The following is a 20,191-nucleotide window of genomic DNA, read 5'->3' as shown; positions in this document are numbered from 1 at the left end:
CCCGTTGATAGACCGTGTATTTCCTGAAACGGTTACGAAGGGTCGAGGGTTGCACCCATGATGTCGTCCGGATAGAACGTTTCATCGATATGCAGTCCATCATTTGTCAGCGGAACAATAAAGTCCCAGCCGACAAACTGTACCTGTCCGGTAGTACTGGTTTCCACATGGTCCGTGTAAGCGGAATAACTTGTAGTGAACCCGGCAGCATGGCCGATTTCATGCAGAAGTACTGTGTACAGATCATAGTGACCTTCTGCAGCGGAACCGGCAATTGCCTGGCCGTTACTGTCAAATGCCAGACCATCAACAGATGAGTACCAGCCCAGACCGCCAGCATCGTCATCGATGTATATACGTCCCTTGACAGGAATGCCGTTTTCATCGAGTTCCAGAATATGGCCTTCACCCAACTGTTGACCACCGAGGTCCGTCACGACGACTTGAACCGCCAAATCAGGATTTCCAGTGGCTGTTTTCCATTCTTCGGTGGCGGCATCAATCAAGGTTGACAGGCTGTCGCTACCTGCGGTGGTGATAGCAGAACCATACCATTCCTGAGGGAAGTTTGACGGGAAGGAAACCTGTTGCCCGGTACCTCTGGATCGGTTGTAGTTGTTAGCCAGGAAAATCAGGTCTCGATAGTCAATTTTCCCGCTCTTGTCGAAGTCAAGAGACCAGGCAAGTCCCGATTCTGCTCCTACCACGGAAATACCATAATAGGAAGTGAATGTGATCAGGTCCCGGTAGTTGATGGTACCATCATCATTCATGTCGAACGGCACAGCCCAGAGTTCGGTACTCAGGGTTTCGCCTGTAGAAGCAGTCACGCCACCGAAATCGGTGACATCCAGAGACGCATTGACGACTCGAATTCCCAGGTTATGAGGACCAAGGAATCCGGTTACTTGATCAATGGCAACATTATCTTCGCCGATTGACTCAAATTTGACGCGGGCCAGTAGAACCTGCCCACTGCCGCCAAGGTTACCCTGGCTGTTCTGACCACTGATACCGGAAATAATTCCGCTCTGGTCATCAATGCTGGCAGTAGTGGAACCACCGAAGGCAGAGCCAAATTCGACAGCGGTTGCAGTAAAGTAATCGGAATTGTATTCCAGATCAAATTTTCCGCCACTAATGCCGGAACCATCGCTGGTATTACCCCAGACCTCAACCCAGTAACTGTCCCATTCATCGATCCAGTCCACGCTGTCAGGCACAGAATCGGTTTCGCCATTCGCATCGGTTGCTGTCGGCGTTGTCACCAGTGAAGTACTGATCGTGGTATTGGGAGATGCTGTCCCTGTCAATGCTGGGCTACCGGGATCCCGAATGGTACCGGTTGCGGTTGTGGTAGGGAAGAACTCCAGAATCTGTAATCCACTGAAGGTATCGGCGATGAACGCCAAGGTACCAGAGACGAACAGATTGCGGGCATTGCCAGGGGTATTAAAGGTATTAACAATCTTTCCGTCGTCAATATTGATGACATGCAGGCCTGCCGTTCCATCAGTCACATAAGCTAAGTTACCAACGACACGAACACCAGTGGCGATACCGGGAGTTAACAATTCACCAGCAGGAATTGCGGTAAAGGGATCTGAGATATCGATAACCTGCACGCCACCTTCACGATTTGCCACGTAGGCAAAGTCTCCCACAATGTCGAGTCCAGTCGCAGCACCACCGGGGGTGGCGACTGTCTGGTGCTGTGTCATGTCACCATTGGGAAGTGTAGGATCTGACACATTAATGATATGCAGTCCATTATGTCCATCGGTGACATAGGCAATGTCGTCCCTCACAATGACACCGCCAGCCAGACCACCGGGAGTTGAGACTTCAAAGCTGCCCAGGAGATTGACATAGTTACCGAAACCGTCAACTTGTCCAACATTAGATGGATTCGTTACATCAATGATCTGTAATCCACCCCCATTTCCACTATCGTCAGCAACGTAAGCCAGCGTCTGGAGGCCTTTTACCTCAACAAAAACGCCACGGGCGCGGGCCGTGGTCGCAATGCTGCCGACAAATGTAGGGTTCGCAGGATTGGAAATATCAATAATCTGCAGACCTGCTTCACCGACGGCCAGATAAGCCAAATTGCCGACGACATCGATCGCCTGGGCAATTCCCTGCTGATTGAAGTCGTAAGAACCGACGTGAACGGGGCTGGAGGGATTACTGATGTTAAAGATCTGTAATCCGCCATCCCGGTCAGCGACGTAGGCAAAGTTCCCGACCACATCCACGGCAACCGCGGCATCTGTCGTAGCAATGCTGCTGCGAGCTTCAATGCTGGTCAGGAAGACAGAACGTTCGTTGGGGTCCAGATGCGACAGGGTCAGGTAAAACGTTTCCGGGCTTTCCAAGACCTGGTCCGGGAAGACGCGAACGTCGACCGTCAGTTCTGTTTCAAGTGCGGCAAAAACCAGTGACTCTAATGTAAATTCATAATCGTTAGTGGAAGTGAATGCAGTGCCATCGCTGGTCGAGGCATCGACGGTGATTTCAACGTCAACGGGGTTGGAAAGTACAACCGTGAATGTAAAGGGTCCGCCATTTTCAGTGCCAATCACAGGAGTGATTGACAGTGTCGCGGAGTCATCGTTGAGAATCGTTCCCGTTCCAGAGCCAGAAGTCGATACCTCACGATCTGTATTTAGCGGGGTTTTGAACTTGACAGAGAACTCTTCATCACCTTCCACGACATTGTCATTGTTGACATGAATGGTGAAATTCTTTGTTAATGGACCATTCTTATCAAAGGTCAGAATCAGTGGTTCATCTTCTGTGATTGCTGTGTAGTCATTCCCATCTAAGAGAGAAGAGACAGCCTCCGTATAAACCTCAATAGAAATGTCGGTGTCGACGGGACGAGAAAGAGTGGCAGTAAAAACAAAATCGCCATCCGATTCCCGTTGGGAAACATGGTTGATGGAAATCGTTGCCACCTCATCATTATCATTCTTAATCGTTCCCTCGGCAGCAACCCCGGTTACCGGATCAAGAGTCAATCGAACGTCGAGTCCTGCACTCTGCTGGTTGTTCATGATGAGATTGAATATCTCATCCAATTCCACTTTTCTGTCCTGTGGAATCTGAACCGTAATCGTCTTGTCCGTTGGGGGGGCATCATCTTCGGGTGTACCTGCAAAGCTTATACGCTGATTGATGATCGGTATATAATCATTGTCGGCGACGGTGGCTGTGCCATCTTGAGTTGAAATATCAACGCTGACATTACTTTCAACCGCTTTTGAAATGTTTACGTTGAAGGTGAGGTAGGTGAAACCCGGAGTCGATCCGACAGAAGTGCCTTCTGCAATAGAAAGGGAGTCGATGGAAATGGTTGCGAAATCTTCGCTTTGGATAAACCCGGTCGCTTGATCAGTAGCGGCAATCGAAATATCCCCATCGAATCCCGAGTCAAACATTGCGTTTTCAATTTTCGCGAACACTTTTTCTTGAAGTTCGACCAGGTCGTCGTTGGTGACGGTTACTGTGAAATACTTTAAGGTATCACCTTCGTCAAACGTGATCAGCTGTGGCGTTGAGACACTCGTGTAGTCGAATCCGACCGAGGCGGCGGCGTTGTCAACGACGTCATCGACAGTTATTGCATCAACCGTGACTTGTCCTTCGACTTCTTTGGAAAGGGAAATGCGAAACTCGACCTTCTCGGAAACTTCCGAGCCCCCTGGGACACTCTGAATGCTGATTACCGCCGTGTCGTTATCAACAATGGTTTCGGTAGCTGTATTGTTCGATCCATCAATGGTGACAGCATATCCGTTAGCATTGATTCCGGTAATCATCGCTTGGACGGTCTGATTCATATCGAGTTCGACAATCTGATCGTCGATAACAGGGACATCGAAAAAGAACTCAGTAGGACCGCCGGGTGTGAATGTGATCGTTTCTGTGGTTGCGGTATAGTCCTCGCTGCTGGCAGTAGTTTCACTATCAGTTTCATTCTTGGCTATCGTCCTGACGGTCACTTCGATTGCCCCGGCTACAGGCTCTGAGAGTACAACTCTATATCGCAACCGCCGACTCGATTCCGAACCAGAGACTGCTTGAATGGAAACCTTGGCGCTGTCATTGTCGACAATGGTTCCCATGGCTGTGTCTGTTCCTGTCGTGCCAATTTCAATATCATCATAACCAGTGGGAAGCGTGAGGTTTGAGATCTGGGCAAACACGGTTTCAGGCAGTTCAACAATGTCGTCATCGAAGATCGTATCGACCGTAAAAGTGGCACTGGTATCACCGGCGGAAATTATGATTTGCTCTGATTTTGCTGTGTAATCTACGTCACTGGTCGCGGTACCACCGAGAATGGTGGCCGCGTCAAGAGTAATATCTGCGTCGATCGCGTTCGTAAGGGTGATTGTGAAGTTCAAGGTTCCCGAATCTTCAGAGCCAAATACTTCGTCGTCAGAGAGACCAAATTGTGGTGTGATCGTAATAACGGAACTGTCATTGTCGGTAATCGTGACCGTGGTTGTGTTATCGGCTGGGTCTGAGTCAATCGATCCGCCAGAAAGATTCGTTGGGATAATCATTAGTTCGAAGGTTTCATCGAGCTCAACGAGATCATCATCATTTAATGTGACGGTGAAAGTAGCAGTGTCTTCGAATTCCCCGAAATTGAACGTATAGTTAGAGGCCGGTAACATGGCCCCTGTAAAATCAGCCGCTTCCGTATCTCCGTTTACAAGCACAATGGCAACCTCTCCCGAGGCGTCAATGCCAGTGAGGTCCCTTCTTAGTGTCACCGTTAAGGTACCAGCTTCATCCACGGTGTATGAGCTTGAATCAAAATAGATCAACGGTGCATCACCGACGGAGATGAGAATCTGATCTGTGTCTTCTTCAGCCGTCCCCATTCCATCAAAGTTTTCGAGATCACTAGTGGTGATGGTCAGAGTCGCAGTATCGTCATAGAAGCTGGTCGAGGGGGTCCAGACCAGTTCCTGGAGTTGATCATTCACATCGGCAACCGAACCCGTCAGGATGATCGTCCCTGGAACAGTCTGGTTAACAGTTAATCCATCCAGGGTGAGTAACGTGTCGAAATACAGCGTTCCTTGACTAGTATCTGCTTCCAGCGTTACCTCGATATTGCCATCTCCGAGGAATGCATCGGGGTCTGAAACGGAGAGGATATTCTGGGAAGCTTCTGCGAAGTGGAAGGGGGTATTGAATTCTGTACTCAGCCCCAGGTCGACGGCCGTTGAGCCTGGATCAGAAATGGAAGCACCATCAAACCGGTTAACGGGAGGGTCATTGTTTTCATCGGCTGCACCGATCGTGAAGGCGGTGATGCCGCCATCTCTGTTGGGTTGGAGCGAGTTGCCGGCCAGGTCTTTGATGCCGATGATATTCATCGCTGGATTATTGATGTCGATGTAGTCGGTATTGCGGACATTGATGGTATAGAGCGTATCCAGTCTGAAGACACCCTCAATGGATGTGAAGATGGCTTCATTGGTGTTTGAGTTATAACTGAAGAGATAATGAACACCTTCCACCAGAGGCTGTGTGGAAGAACTGGTTTGAGCCGTCAGAGTGAATTGCGCAGAGTTCACCAGCGAATCATCGACCCCAATCCCGCTATCACGCAATTTTACAATCATGGTAGTAAACAACTGTGGCTCTAAGACCAGCACCTCTGTCAAATTCAGATTCCGGTCCACGTTATTGACATCATTATCTGGTGGTAAAGTGATCCCGGCTGTCGGGCCGACAAAGTCAGCTCGTTCAATCGCACCACGATCTTTGAAAATATTGGACCCCAGACCCGGAGGGGGAGACTGAGTGGCATCGTCAACCCGTAACTGCCCATAGACATCATAGCTGGGCGCGAAGACGTCTGAAGCTGGGATTCCCAGCGGTGTTTTGACAGCTGTGAAAACCGGCCGATCTGCCAGCCGGTTCAGCGAACTGTCAATGGCTTTGGAATTGTCAGCCAGATAGAAGTTTCCATTAGCAGCATCAACAAACAATGCCTCAGTATCCAGCAGGTCAAACGAATTGGTACCCATCGTTCCGTTAACCAGGTTCCCCTGGAACAGGTTGGCATCAACCACCGCTGTTGCCAAAACAGAGTCAACAGTGATACCATCATCGGTATTGGCGATGATATTATTGACAATCGTGGGGCTGACTCGACTGAAGACGTTAATCCCCCGCAGACCACCGTAGATGGTGTTGTTAACCACCTTCACTATCGGAATGACACTTTCCGGGGTGTTAATACTACCGGTGATGTCGATCCCATTGGACGTGGAATTGACGATCAGGTTGTTCTGCAGTACTGCCCCGGGAGCCAGTTGTTGTGTATTCAGAGTGGGTAGAGCCCGCGTTCCACCCTGATGGGGGAACCCATCTGTAGAGGTTAAAGGACTAATTGTATTGACAACAATCCCGTTGGTTGAATCAAAGATCTGGTTGCCTTCAATCAGTATTATACCCTGTTCACGACGGAAGTTGTCATCACCCAGCAGGCCATCTTCTTCCACCAGTCGATCATTTGTATCGAACAGTGTCGCGACAAAAATGAACGGCTCGGTTTCGTTGACAAGAATTCCATATTCTGTACCCCGTCTGATTTCCAGGTTGTAGCTGCCTGTCAGAAGCTCACCTGCAGCACCACTGGGCTCAGAGTTACCTGTTCCATAGACGTCGAAGAAAGCCGTTGATGCATTTGCGTTGGTGACCATTTCGCCACGTTCAGCAAAACCAACGATGATATCGTCAATGTAAAACCCTTCGCCCGTATTGTTCTGCCCACGTCTGCTACTGTTAAACGCAGACTCGACGTTACCGTGTATGTCTGAGTCAAAGTCTCCATGCTCACCAATCGACCCGGCAGTACTGTAATCGAAGCGGAGCTTTAAATCAGACTGACCGGCAAAAGCTGACAGATCGATGCGCGCCTGACGCCAGACATTATTCGAAGTGTCGAATAGTTCCTGAACGTAATCACGACCAGTATCATCGCCGTTCGTATTTTCCGATGCTGTGTGTGTGATATACGTGGGTAATTCCCAATTGTCATCTGAAGTTGATTTTGTAGAGTTGTTTGTTGCAATTAAGTGCCAGGTACCAAATTGATCCTGTAAATAAACACGGGCGCTATCTCGCATTTGATTATTTTCTGATGAATTTGTTCTCTCAGTATCCAGGAAATAATTGAAATAAATGGTAGGTGCATCAGTAGATGAATAACCATCCAGACTGAATGTGTTGGTTGTCAGACTTCCAAGGGCTCCCCCGGGGAGATTGACGTTACTGCCGATGTTAGAGTTACTGGTGAGGTCAAATAGAACATCATTGTTATAAATTCCATACTGTGAATTATCAGCTCCTGGCGTATAAGTTAAGTATGAATTTTGTGTCGATGATCCTGGTATATGGTATTGTTCCAGACCAAAGTAAAAGCTGATCGCCCCATCCTGCTGAGAAAAATCGTTATCGGAATTTTCTTTATCAAGGGTCAGATCAACTTCACTGGGCAGACGGCTGTTATCGGGGGCAGCATTAATACCGTGTCCGGCTGTTGTCCCCTGACGTTGTGTCGTATGCCAGAGATTAAAGTCCAAGGGTGAGAAGGCAATACCTGAACTTGAACTAGTAGCATCAGATGATTGTTCGGTGCCATTATTCCCAAATACGCTTACCCTAGCGCCGTTGTTATTAGTGTCAAGCGCAACAAGTTCCCCAGACTCAGTAACTGCAAACACATAATTTTTGTATGTACTTTCAAAAAGATTTTGGGGACCTAAGGCAGCTCCAGAAAAATTGAGTCCATAACTTTGTCGTAGTTGTGCACTGGTGTTGTCTGTAGTGGAAACATTAATTTCTAGAACATTTCCATTTTCTGTAACACCGTATAAAGGAGTCCCCCCATTAGGACTTGAGTTAAAAGATTTGAAGGCCATGCCAGTAACCAAATCATCAAAAACTGGCGTCCCATTTCCATTAATTGTGGTATATGTTCTAGGAGTTGTTGTACCGAGCCCAAGTGCCTGATAGCCATTCGTACTGGCATTTCCAATCATTCCAGCCCTGATAAATTGTTTGGCTGATAGCGAATCATTTATTTGAGCAACAATCTGTCCAAGATTCCACGAAGTTGAGCCACTGCTATCCCCGTCTAATGTGATAGTAATAGTAGCTGTTAATACATCTACACTGATTGAGTTAGAGGTACCGTGCTGAAATCGGACCTGAATATTTTCACCGCTCTCACCAGGCACGACAGATTCAAAATATAATGTACCCCTGCGCGGTGTGGAATTAGTATCAGTGATTTCTCCTGTAGAAACATTTGCTGCAGTAATATTGTTTCCCTGAAGCAGATAACCGCGGAAGCCATTCACGAGTGTGCCACTACTATTACTATTTCCAATAACAGCTCCTGTAGCAGGGGTTGCTTCATATAATTTTTGAAATTCAACACTATTTCCGGAGTTATCACGCCCTGATTCTGTTACAGCGTAATATAACTCGTAAGTAGGAGTTGTACTTGTACTTCCTATACGTGCAAATGTCATTGCCTCGATACTGCGTGTATCGGAGTCTATAGGATCATTAGTAAGGAGTTTTAGTTGCCTGCTGAGATTTGCAATTCCTTGAGTGTATTGAGCTGCAAGAAGTTGATTCCCTGAAATAGTGATTATATTTACAGTGCCAACAGGATTGTCAGGTAAATTTCCTGAAGAATCAATTTCAATTAACTGATTATTTATAATACCGAATAGTCTACCATCAGATCGCATAACAATATCAGAAATCTGATGTGTTGAATCAACGCCTGTAACGTTTCCTATGGTTGTTTCAATGTTTCCATACTGAGGATCCATTGTCGACAAATTCAAACCATTTGTAGTGAAGAGGACAACATCCGATAACTCAAATCCGGTGACGTGAGTGTCAATTCCACCATCGGTAATATCAAACAGCTGGGTGTCCGGTTCAATATTCACACTATTAGACGTATATCCTTGCGCGCCGATATGGTCTTCGACGATTCGCTTGAGGGAATTAATCGGTTCCAGGCGAACCAGAGCATTTGTGTTCGAGCCGTTGTAGGTTGATTGCAATGAGGTCGCGAGTCGAGTGTTGGATGTGACAGCGACATAATACCTGTCCGCTTCCGGAAGTTGAACACTGCCAATGAACGGGTCGAGGGTGCCGAATGAACCGCGGGTCAGATCATCCGCATCCGCTCCCTGACCTGGGTCTGTGCTAGGCTGATCATCGACAACATTCGATTCACGGCTGACAAAAATGAGTCTCCCCGTGGAATCAAAGACAGAGAGCGTTGTGTCGGCTCGGCCAAGTCCGTCTGCATAGTCGATATCGAATACTGTTGCCCAGGTTTTTCCACCGTCATTGACGTCTTCGGCCCCCTGAAGGTCTTCAAACGTGATCTCGAACTCATATAAATCGACTTCACTTTCAGAGGTAAGTTCGCCACTCACGCCAATCGTATTCCGGTCGTTGGCCAGCAGATTTCCCAGATTTTGTATTCCTGCTCCGGTTTCAACGGTTTCATTCACCAGAGGGGAGTGGGCGGGCAGCCCTGCCAGATAAATAGCGTTTGTTGCGTAGCGGATATCAGAATAGCGAACGGTAGAACCGGGCTCTTCATCTACCTGTCGCAGCCGTACCTGCAGTTGGTACTCGCCATGAGATTGCCCTCCGTTACTGCTGACACGGACGAAATAGGTCGTCAGGATGCCATTCATGCCGGGGAGTACAATCCGCATGCCGGCATCGTTGGGATTACTGGAATAGAAGTCGCCACCGAAATTAGGATTCTCAATCAAGGGGTTTGGCGTCGTCGCAAAAGGAGCTGTTCCTGCAATGCCATCAACGTTGTTATAGGCCACTGCGATGACGCGTCCGAGTGGGTCCAGCAGTTCAATCACGGTGTCCAGGGCGAGGTTAGTACGGTCGATGTCGATCCAGATTTGCGTACCTGCCTCGGCATTAAAACTGTAGATATCTTGATCATTTGAGTTGTTACTGGCGATAGAGCCATGAACTTCGAACCCAAGTCGGCGGTTCTCATCTCCACTCTTTTCATCCGGCGCCAGTTCTCCGAGAAACTGTGCCTTGCGGATGATCCCATTAATGTCCCCGTTACCAGCAAGAACCGCCAGTTCATTTTCATTGTAGATGGCGACATTACGATCGTGGCTCATTTCCAGGAACTGCAGACCAGTCCAGTCCATGACCGCAGGAGCCTGTTTCGTGGTTGCTGTATTATCAACATATGTCTCGGTGACACTATTTCCATCCAGATCGATTCCGGAACCAATGGTGTCGTCATAAATGGATGTTAAAACGACCGGGTTTTGCGGGGTACCCAGGATCTGCACGATACCACCAATACGGTCGTCAATATTTGCACCATGCCCCGTCGCAGTAAAACCGGCACCGGAACCCAGTTTGACAACCAGGCTGGCTTCTGTTGAACTCTGTAAACGTAAACCACCATAAGTGTGGAAATTGTCAACTGTAATGGTGTCATACAGAATATGGTCGATGTCGGTATCATCCCAGACAGATTCGACTGTCAGCATCTCACCACGAACAACCATTCCCAGTGTGCCATCAACTTCCGGGTCATCGATCAGGAACTGATTGAGGCGAACCATGGGGCCCGCATTGCCAGCCAGATAGTCAAAGGCATCATTGATGCCCGTTGAACGCCCATAGTCATCCAGGATATCTGACTTGAGTGAGTTGGCATTGATATCGACAACACTGCCGCCGTTGTTGACAAAACGGTTATTCACAATGATGGGTTGGGCACCACGTACAAAAATCGTGGTCGCTTCATTTCTGCCGAGACTGTTGCGGTCTGTAGAAGACGCGATTCCCGCATTGCGTTCGAATAAGGTATTAGTGACACGCAAGTCTGCCTGATGGACTTCGATGGCGTTGAATGAGTCCGAGAATCCTTCAAGGGGGGCGAAACCACCTCCAAAGGCAATAATGGCGTGATCAATTGATCCATGTGAAGTCTGGTTGAGGATAATTCCACCCCAGTCTCCCGTCTGGGCAACTCTTTCATTGACGCCCCGGCTGTCATTGTTTGTTGTATCGAAAGTTCCACCAGCACCGTAACGATCATCAAAAAGTGATGTGAAGATCACAGGCGCTTCTTCTGTTCCTTCTGCAATAATGCCTGCATTCCCGCGTCCCGTCTGAATTCGGGAGCCGCCGAGCTTAACGACCATGCCAGCGTCAAAAATAACGCTGCCACTGTAGCGTGCCTGCAGTCCCGCTCCGGTAGCGACAGGACCACCCGTTCCGGCTTCGATGAACAGGTTTTCTGTAATAATGTGGACAATGTCGGTATCATCAAATCTTGCGGTGACGTTGACTTTATCGATGTCCTGGCCGAACTGTGTTTCGGCGCGGATGAACAACCCATTCAGCGAATTTTCGACGATCGTGTTACCATAGATATCGGGGCCAATTCGCTTCAGTGTCTGGTCATGATTGAAATCGCCTCCCTTCATCACAGTGGTGTCAAAGCTGTTAGGGTCTGCTGAGATAGCGGCATTGGCACTATGAGTAATCGTATTGTATGCCAGTGTGGGACGTGCTTCATCGATATGAATCGGGGCAATGGTCTGCAGTACCGAGTTGACAAATACCTGGCCACCACCATAGCTGATATCGGCATTGGCGATGTAGTTCAGGAAGACGGACTCGTCTTCATAGTCTGAGTCAGCCCGGAAAATGATTCCGCCCCAGTCGCCGGGGTTGGCGCCGTCTGAGGGACCATCATCGTCTCCACCGACCGTATCATTTCCATACGCTGTCAGGACGACCTGTGCATCGGGTGTTCCTAAAATCTGCAGGGCGGCATTGCTGCGATCTTCAAGTATCGAGGAACTGCCGACGTCAATCACGGTGTTCTGCAGTTTGATGACGGCACCCTGATCGATGACTACCGTGACTCCCTGGGGGACGATAATCGATTCCCCGTCTTCCAGCGGGTTAAAGTTATCATCATAACCAATCAGGTAATTGTCGCTGTCAGCAGTTGTTCTGAGATCACCGTCGGTACCACCATTGCCCAGGATGCGGATGACGTCTGTTGATGGTGTTGCATTAATTAAAGCATCTGCGATGGTGGAATACGCATTGCCCAGGGTTCCATTACCGCCAGTCCCATTTGTCTTGTCGACATAAATTGTATTAGTAGCGTCGCTGGCGACAAACCAGAAATCGTAGGCACCGCCTGGTGTCCCATCGGAATCACCATCGAAATGTGTTCCCGATTCATCCAGCAGGATTTCAATAGAATCGTTGGTGGCTGGCAGAAGAGTAGCTGCTTCATCCGTGGCCACGGGAGCATCGTTTACGCCATCGATTTCAATCGTAACTGTTGCTGTATCGGTTGCCCCGTTTTGATCTGTGATCGTGTAAGTGAAACTGTCTGTATCAGTTTCATTTGCAGCGAGATTTTCAAATGCGCCATTGGGGTCGTAAGTAAAGGTTCCATCGGCGTTCACAGTCAGGAGTGCACCCGATACCAGTGTGATCTGATTACCTACTTTTAAAGGCGAACCATTGACTTTCGTAACTGTGAAGGAATCAGAAGAATTTAAGTCACTGTCAGCAGTTGTCGGATTGGCGCTGAAGACGTTTCCGTCAATCACGGGGGTATCTTCATCTGTGTTGATCGTATCATCCACTGCGACGGGAGCATCGTTGAGACCATTGATGGTAATCGTAGCGGTCTGTGAGATTGTACCCCCATTGCCGTCGATGACATCATAGGTATAAACAATGACAGCAGATTCGCCTTGCGTCAGTGAACTGTAGGAAGCTGGGTCAATCTCCAGTGAGTTACCATTGATTGAGACTCCACTATTGTCAACATTGACCAGAGTCAGATTACTGACACTTAATGTGTCTGTCGTATCCGGATCACTGGCATTGGTCAGGAGGTTCAGACTGTAAGCGGGGGTGTCTTCAGTAGCGATAGAAGTGACTGGCGCTGAAACAGAGGGGGCATTATTGAGACCATCGATCATGATCGAGACGGTGGCGGAAGAGGTGCCGCCATGTCCGTCGTTGATAATATAAGTGAAGCTGTCGGTGTCGGTTACAGAATCAGCTACATGATCAAAAGCCCCGTTGGGGTCATAGCTGAAGGTTCCATCTGCATTCACAGTGAGCAGGGCGCCGGAATTGAGAGAAATGGGGGTTCCGATAATTGAATTGCCGCCACTTGTGGAGATTCCATTGATATGGGTAATCAACAGCGTGTCGTTTGAGTCAGGATCGCTGTCTGCGCCGCTGCCATTATCTGCCAGGAGGTCACCACTGATTGAGCTGTTCTGATCGGTGGTGAATGCATCCGCGTTTGCTGTCGGACTGTCGTTGACTCCTGTAATCGTGACCGTGACAGTTCCCAGTGATTGTCGTCCGAATCCATCCTCTTGCAGAACATAGGTAAATGTGTCTGTGATGGTTTCACCGGCAGACAGATAGTTGAACAGGTTCCCCTGATCGTAGATGATCGTATTGCCAGACACAGATAATGCGGCGCCGAGTGACGATGTCGAAGCAGGTAACCCGGCAAGAGTCAGAGTTGCGTTATTACCGCTATCATCGATGTCGTTAGATAACACATCAATATTGTTAAGCGGTACATCTTCCGTAGTGGCGACAGCATCCGGGTTTGCAATCGGTATCAGATTATCGGAGAGATTCAATGTGACGGTCGCTGTGTCAAAGCCACCGTTTCCATCACTGATCGTATAACTAAACGTTTCATTCGCAGTCCCTGTGAGGGAATCATTTGGATCATACGTAAATCCCCCATCCTCATTCAAAGTCAACGTACCGTAGCTCAGCGTGATTGGAGATCCCACATCTAGAGACACTCCGTTGACTCCTGAAACAATCAGTGTGTCAGAGGTGTCAGTATCGCTGTCAGCTCCGTTTCCATTATTCGGGAAGATGTTACCAGTAAATGTGCCGGTGTTATTTACGTCAAATGCATCGTCCTGGGCCACGGGATCGTTGTTGACGCCAATAATTGTAATGGTCACAGTGGCTGTGTCTGTCCCGCCGTTGTCATCCTCAATAGTGTATGTGAAACTGTCTGTCGCGGTTTCAGAAGCCGCCAGCCAGTCGAAGGCATTATTGGGATCATAGTCAAAGGTTCCATCAACGTTTACGGTCAGATGAGCCCCTGAAGGTAATGCGACAAGAAAACCGATCGTAGCGGCTCCATTGACTTCAATAACATCGAACGTGTCTGTGTTGTCAATATCGCTGTCGATGCCATTTCCATTATCTGCGAACAGGTCTCCGTTGGGTGGGGTATCTTCATCTGTTTGCAGTGTATCAGCTGTCGCAACGGGAGGATCATTTACACCTGTAATGGTGACGGTCACAGTACCAGTAGAGGTTTCTCCATTTTCATCTTCCAGGAGATAAGTAAACGTGTCTGTTGCGGTTTGACCATTATAGAAAGTATCGAAATTCCCGGTGGGATCGTAATTGATTGTTCCATCCGCATTCAGTGTCAATGTGGCACCGCCGGCAGATGTCGGGCTGGTGAAGCCGATCACCTTCAGGTTCGCATCATCACCATCAGGGTCAGAATCGTTTCCTAAGACGTCAATGTTGGGGAGGGGGGTATCTTCGTCCGTTGCAACATCATCATGACCAGCGACCGGCAACAAATTTTCTGAAACCACCAGGGTCACATTGGCTGTGGCTGTGTCACCAAAACCATCTTCAATCGTATAGGTAAAGCTGTCAGTGGCAGTCGTGACGCCGGTTATTGTTGCATAATCTGTTCTCGTACTTGGGTCATAAGTAAAGTCACCATCAGCATGCAGTGTCAACTTTGCACCGGAGTCTAATGTGATTTCGGTTCCCATATCCCCGGCTTGACCGTTGACTTGTGAGACGCTGAAAGTATCACTGGTGTCCGGGTCACTGTCAGCACCACTTCCGTTATCCGTCAGTACGCTAGCGTTTAAGACCAGATTTTTCACGATTCCGAATGCATCATTATTTGCAGTCGGGGGATCATTCACGCCGGTGATTGTAATCGTAGCGGTTTGTGAAACGGAGCCCCCATTCCCGTCAATGACATCATAGGAATAAACGATGTCAACAGATTCGCCTTCTGCCAGTGAACTGTAGGAAGCTGGGTCAATCTCCAGTGAGTTACCATTGATTGTGACTCCACTATTGTCAACACTGACCAGAGTCAGATTACTGACACTTAATGTGTCTGTCGTATCCGGATCGCTGGCATTGGCCAGGAGATCCAGGGTGAACACGGCATCGTCTTCCGTCATCGAGACAGTCACCTCAGATGAAACGGCAGGAGCATCATTGACACCATCTATAGTGATGGAGACGCTGGCTGTAGCAGTGCCGCCATTTCCATCGTTGATCGTATAAAAGAAGCTGTCGAGGCCAGTATCAGATTCGGCCAGACTTTCGAAGGCACCGTTGGGATCATAGTTATAGGTACCATCAGCGTTGACTGTCAGGATGGCGCCGGAGTTCAATGTGATCGGTGTCCCAATAATTGTATTGCCGTTACTGGTAGCAATCCCATTCAGGTGTGTCACAACGAGGACATCATTCGGGTCGGCATCACTGTCGGCACCGTTGAGGTTATCCGCGAAGAGGTCACCGCTGCCAGCTGCATTTTCATCGACTGAAATTTCATCACTGTTAGCGTCCGGGATATGATTGATACCGGTCACAGTGACAGTGACGGTTCCCAGCGATTGTCGTCCGTCTTGATCCTCCAGGGTATAGGTGAATGTGTCTGTGATGGTTTCACCGGCAGACAGATAATTCAGGATGCCTGCAGGATCATAGTTGATCGTATTGCCTGACACAGACAATGTGGCACCGAGTGACGATGTCGAAGCAGGTAACCCGGCAAGAGTCAGAGTTGCGTTATTACCGCTATCATCGATGTCGTTAGATAACACATCAATATTGTTAAGCGGTACATCTTCCGTAGTGGCGACAGCATCCGGGTTTGCAATCGGTATCGGATTATCGGAGAGATTCAATGTGACGGTCGCTGTGTCAAAGCCACCGTTTCCATCACTGATCTGATAAGTAAATGTTTCAGTATCAGTACCTGATAGACTATCGAACTGGCCATTAGGATCATAGATAAATGTTCCATCAGAGTTGACTTGCAATAAGGCACCAGAGGCCAATGTGATCTGGCTACCCACACTTCCAGACACGCCGTTGACTTCTGAAACAATCAGTGTGTCAGTGGTGTCAGTATCGCTGTCAGCTCCATTTCCATTATTCGGGAAGATGTTACCAGTAAAGGTGCCTGTGTTATTTACGTCAAATGCATCGTCCTGAGCCACGGGATCGTTATTGACGCCATTAATTGTGATGGTCACAGTGGCTGTATCTGTCCCGCCGTTGTCATCATCGATGGTGTATGTGAACGAATCGGTAGCAGTTTCAGAAACGGCCAGCCAGTCGAAAGCACCATTGGGATCATAGGTAAATGTTCCATCAGCGTTTACGGTCAGCTGAGCTCCTGAAGGTAATGCGACAGGAGAACCGATCGTAGCGGCTCCATTGACTTCGGTTACAGTCAGGATATCGCTGGAATCCGGGTCGCTGTCAATTCCTCCGCCATTATCAGTTGACAGTAAGTTACCTCCGGCTGTGAGATCCTCATCGGTTGAAAACGAATTTGAAGTGGGAAGGGCTTCATCAACGGGATCGGGAGCGAAGTTGAGTCTCAACTCATAGACACCATCTGTGTAACCGTTATCGCCGGAGTTCTCGATTTCCGGATTGTAATTATCGTTGCCGGTGCTGGTTACCCCAATGAAGTAGATCCCCGCAGCTAAATTCAGTTCCAGTAAAGAGTCATTACTGAAGTAGTCGTCGTTACGGGCGATGACGTTATGATCTTCGTCAAACAGTGTCAGCACACTGTTCAGGATGCTGGAATTTTGAAGACGTTCGGCGAAGATCTCGGCACGAAACGTACCCGATTCGTCCAGATTGAATTCGTATAAATCGATATCATTGCCATCGTTGCGGAATAGTCTGAGCAAATGGTCGATATCATAATCACCCGGATAGACAAGTTGTCCCGGATCTTGAGGAAGATAATTTCCTGGATTATCAGGATCCCCACCCATCAGAGACGGAAGGAGATCATAAGCATGCCCGAGACCGAGTGCGTGCCCGATCTCGTGGAAGGCGGTATCCATCCAGGTCCCACCATAGACGTTATCTTCGGGGAGTTGATAGTCAGTAGCGTCTATAACGAGTGTACCGTTTTTGTATCCCCCTGGAGGAGCCAGACCGCTAACACCTTCCGGACCAACGGGAATGCCAGGTTTAAGGGCACGCAAGTCTCCGGTGGCAACAGTCAGTCCCCGGTCAGCCGATTCGACAAACTCAATCCCGGTGTAATAGGCATAGATTTCAAATATTTCGCGAGCGCGTTGTTTCTGTTCCTCTGTGATCGCATTATATAACGGATTTCCTTGTGCATCGAAGCCATAGTCATCGCGGAAATTGTAATAAGCGACATCGATGGCTCCCGAAATAACGGGGTTGGTACCACTGACATCAATATGGGAATCCAGAGTCGCAGGTAAATCTCTGTGGCCGGGTTCATCTCTGCCACCTGCCAGGGGAGGCAGGCCGATTCCCTGTGGTTGAATTTCAGAAGTGATCACAAACTCTTCTGATCCGGGATTCCAGTCAAAGGGAACATCCACGATGGGGTCATTCGCGGTTGGATTAAGGGTTGTCGCTGTATCAAAGGATGAATTCTGATCCGGAATGTTTTCTACACTCAACAACTTGTCATTGGTTGTGTCGAAGAAGTAGGGGGTATTACCCGTTCCCATTGCTACTGTATTCAGGTTTCCGAGTTGGGCATCAGTTGCTACAACTCCAGAAGCATCAACTGGAGTAGTTCCACTACCGGCGATGACTTCTACGATACGGTCTTCACGAGCGGCAGTGGGGTCAAATCGGACGATGAAACCTCCTGAGTCAGAATAAATCAGATAGCCATCGGCATCGAAGGTAAAGTCAGTTATGTTTGACGCATCAATCAACTCATCTACAGGTTTCGTATTATCTCCCGCGATGGGATCGCCGGTTTGAATAGAAGTCAGAGTACCATTGCCATTACTGGAACCATTGCCAGTGATTAGCTCAAAATCTTGAGTTCCATCGGATTTGTAAACTAACTGAACGATGCCGGGGTAGATATCAGAGTAGGAGCTGTATAATGAAAGCGGTAATGTTGACGTAGTGGCAAAATACAGATTCCCTAAGGCATCAGTCTCTAAATCTGTGATTCCAAGGTGGATATTATCTGCAAGTTCAATGTCAACGAATGTTGGAATTGCACCCAGAATCAGTCCGGAAGCGTGATCTATCCGAAACAGATAACTGGCATCGGTATTGACTCCGGTATCATGGACATAAATATTTCCGTTGATATCAACCGTCAATTGTGATGGTGAATCAAGTACAAGATCTGTGGGGACGTCCCCAAAATCGGGTATTGTGTCTATTGTTTCTGTCGTACCGCCGCCGGCGATCAGAGTGGCCTGCTGTGTGACAGCGTCGATTTTCCAAACAAAGCTGTCAGCAGCCACAAACAGATTGCCGGCTGTATCCAGCGCCAGATCTCGAATCTCTATGAGACCCAGGCCACTGCCAATGATGCTGATTTCATTGGATGCATGGTCAACGCGAAGAATCTGATCTGGGTCGCCATCATTGTAGATAAAGTAATAGTTTCCAGCGCCATCGACGACGAGACTTGTGATATCAGCATTCAGTTCCAGGTTTGAAATCGATAATCCGTCAGAAGGTGCGGTAGAGCCGGAGCCCGAGAGGATTGAAATCGTTTCATTGTCGATGTCCAGAGTAGTGTAGGTGTCTATGTCTGTATCGTCTAAGGGCGTATCAGAAACACCGACACGCAGTCGATAATTATGCCCGGCAACCAGTGACGTGGACAGTTTCAGTACAGTCACGTCCGATAGCGCATCATAAGTGGCAGTATAACTGGTCGTCACCAGTGGAGAATTGTTATTATTATAGGTATCAATAATCTGGTAAAAGCGGGGATCATTTGCCAGGTCCGGATTCAGGTCGTCATCATTGAAATAGACCAGGATCTGGTCATCGCGGGCCACCAGATTGCCATCTGCTCTAGAGAATCCGGGATCGGCAGGATTGGTCAGAGAAAATGAGATCGCAGGTGTGAATGAATCACCTGAGATCGTCAGGTCTGTCCCACTTTGTGAAATCGTCGCATAGCCACCAGTTGCCAGAAGGGAATTATTAAAGGCTTCCAGGATGCTTGAAGCGACTTGAGATTCCGAATCTGTAGCTGCATACGCTACCTGGAGATTGTTCGCATCATTCAAACCGCCACCGTTCAGGTCCATCTCAAAAGTCACAGAAGCGCCACCCACAGTGATGGTGAAAGTGTCTCCATCCTGCAGAGCACTCACGTCACCTACAGACAGAACCTGTTCGCGTAAAACCGGCTGAGCGACGACGGCGACAACTTTCGCTCCCAGATCGAGTTCGAAGTTGATGATCTGATCGGCACCGTTCCGGGTTCCATCATCGGTAAAGTCCTGGAAGGCATCACCATTCAGATTGACTAACGGATCATTGCCAGTTCCGAAAATTGTGATCTGGTAATGATCATCGGGCAATGCTGAGGCAAAGCGGACAATCACTTCGTTGGGGTTGTCACCAATGCCCACATAGCCGGGCTCAATAGGTACATCACTACCACTGCGGACAATTTGAATGCCTCCCAGTGAAGTGGGGTCGATCTCTTGACCGGGTGAAAATACAAAGGTCAGTTCCTGCGGCGCTTCGTGATAGACCTCTCCGTCTGTGAGAGAGAGGTCGATATTCGGCTCGATATTGACCAGAGAAGCGCCCGCTAACAGCGTACGGTCTTCCAACTGCTCGGCAGTGGAATAGGAGCTGACATAGTTTTTAATCTTATTTCGGCTTTGGCGTTTTCTTTGACCTCTGCGCAGGCAGTTAAACAAAGATATCGATCTGCGAAATGATGACACGAAGGATGGAGGGCCCACAACCATAGTTTCAGTCTCTCTAGCAA

Annotated in this window: 1 protein-coding gene; it reads right to left on the bottom strand. The window is 48.5% G+C overall.

Going from position 1 to position 20,191, the window contains the following annotated elements; translation table 11 throughout:
• Window positions 1-32: 32 nt before the first annotated feature.
• Window positions 33-20,120, bottom strand: a complete 20,088-nt coding sequence (locus tag Pan161_RS13615) for an Ig-like domain-containing protein (RefSeq protein WP_197995863.1) — start codon at window positions 20,118-20,120, stop codon at window positions 33-35.
• Between the last annotated feature and the right edge of the window lie 71 nt (window positions 20,121-20,191).

Origin of the sequence: Gimesia algae (genome assembly GCF_007746795.1) — a bacterium.
In the GTDB taxonomy this organism is placed as follows: Bacteria; Planctomycetota; Planctomycetia; order Planctomycetales; family Planctomycetaceae; genus Gimesia; species Gimesia algae.
The sequence above is the reverse complement of the archived record's forward strand: the minus strand, read 5'-3'. Positions and strand labels throughout refer to the sequence as shown.